Source organism: Halobacterium bonnevillei, assembly GCF_009831555.1.
GTDB classification, from domain to species: domain Archaea; phylum Halobacteriota; class Halobacteria; order Halobacteriales; family Halobacteriaceae; genus Halobacterium; species Halobacterium bonnevillei.
On the sequence record NZ_WUUU01000309.1, the window covers coordinates 1 to 1719 of the forward strand.

Genomic DNA, 1719 nt, shown 5'->3' on the forward strand with positions numbered 1-1719 from the left:
GCGGCGGCGCCGCCGCGCGGCAGTTCACGGCGGGTTCGTCGACGCCGAGTTCGTCGAGCGCGGCGTTCGCGGCGGCTTTGCCGGAGAGCAGCATGGCGCCGAACGTCGGCCCCATGCGCGTGAGGCCGTGGACGGTCGCCGTCGACAGGCCCGCGGTGATCAGGCCGTCGTGGACTTTGCCGGTGTGTTCGACGACCTTGTCCTCGCTGTCGGCGACCCACATGGAGTCGTGGCCGGGGGAGTCGTGGCCGGGCGCGCCGTACTCGCCCTCGTCGGTCTTGTCCATGCCCGTGTTGTGTTCGTCGGCGTGCTCGATGCCCGCGGCGTCGACGACGCCGCGCTCCTGGAGTTTGGAGACGACGACGGCGTCGTGGCCGGTGGCGTCGATGACGACGTCGGACTCGACGGCGATGGGGTCGACGCACGTGAGTTCGCGGGGCAGTGCGTGGACGGGCGTCCAGTTCATCACGATGCCCGCGACTTCGTGGTCGTCGCGCACGACGACGTCCGTGAACTCGGTCATGTTCTGGATGCGCGCGCCGGCGTCGCAGGCGGCCTTGATGAGCGACGAGCACGCGTGCGGGCCGTCGGCGACGGCGAGGCCCTCGGTCTCCTCGTCGTACTCGTAGGGGACGTCGAGTTCGTCGAGGACGTCGTCTGCGGGCGCCCGCACGGTGAGTTTGTTCATCAGGAAGCCGCCGAGCCAGAACCCGCCGCCGAGGTAGTTGTTCTTCTCGACGACGGTGACGTCGACGTCGCGGTCCGCGAGTTCTTTCGCGGCCATCAGCCCAGAGGGACCGCCGCCGACCACGATGACGTCGGTTTCGGTGTCGTCGATGAACTCCTCGGTCCACTGGCGGGCGATTGCGCGCGTTACTTCTGCCTCTCCGGCGGCCGCGAACGAGTCGAACGTCATACCACCTAGTTTTACCACCGGCTACTTATCGGTTTGGAATGCGAGTAAGGCCGCATTACCTGACAGAAACACGGACGTCGAGAGAAACGCGACGAACGGACAGTGAGGCCGCTATCACTCCCACCACCATCGGAATCCCTTTCTCCGTTCGCTGCATTTGTAAGCGTATCATCGCTCTACCGCACAGCGGGTCGCCACGACCGACCCGCGTCCGACCAGACGCGCCGCAGCCGACCGGATCCAACGCAGCCCTACTGCGGGGGGCAACCGTGCGGTCCGTGGAGGTGAGCGGCGCGTGAACCCGAACCGCGTCGACAGCCTCACCGACCTCGCGTACGGCGTACTCATCTTCGTCTCCGTCGCGCTGTTCACGGTCGCCGACTCCAGCGTGGGTCTTGCGTTCGGATTCGGCGTGCTCGCGTCGTTCATCATCCACATCGCGTGGAAGATGGCGCGCTTCGACCCCGACTGGATGACGCGCGCCGTCGGCGAAACAGTCGAACAGACCGTCGAAGAGACGATGGACGAAGCCGTCGAGGAGAAAGTCGGCGAAACCGTCGAGAGAACTGTCGAGGAGACCGTCGGCGACACGGTGGACAAGACGGTCGAACAGACCGTCGAGGCCTCCGTCGGTGAAACCGTCGAGGAGACAGTCGGCGACACCGTCGAGAAAACCGTCGAAGAGACGGTCGACAAGGCCGTCCAGGAGAAGGTCGACGAGTCCGTCGAAGTGACCGTCGAAGAGACGGTCGAGGAGACAGTCGGCGACACCGTCGAGAAAACCGTCGAAGAGACGAGTCAGC

Annotated in this window: 1 protein-coding gene and 1 pseudogene; one reads left to right on the top strand and one right to left on the bottom strand. The window is 65.9% G+C overall.

The features are described from left to right. A partial coding sequence (locus tag GRX66_RS18735; RefSeq protein WP_159527819.1) for a sulfide-dependent adenosine diphosphate thiazole synthase occupies window positions 1-916 on the bottom strand: 916 nt, incomplete at its 3' end. A gap of 295 nt (window positions 917-1211) precedes the next feature. Here GRX66_RS18735 and GRX66_RS18740 point away from each other — a divergent pair. After that, window positions 1212-1719 (top strand): annotated as a pseudogene (locus GRX66_RS18740) (hypothetical protein); the annotation flags it as partial.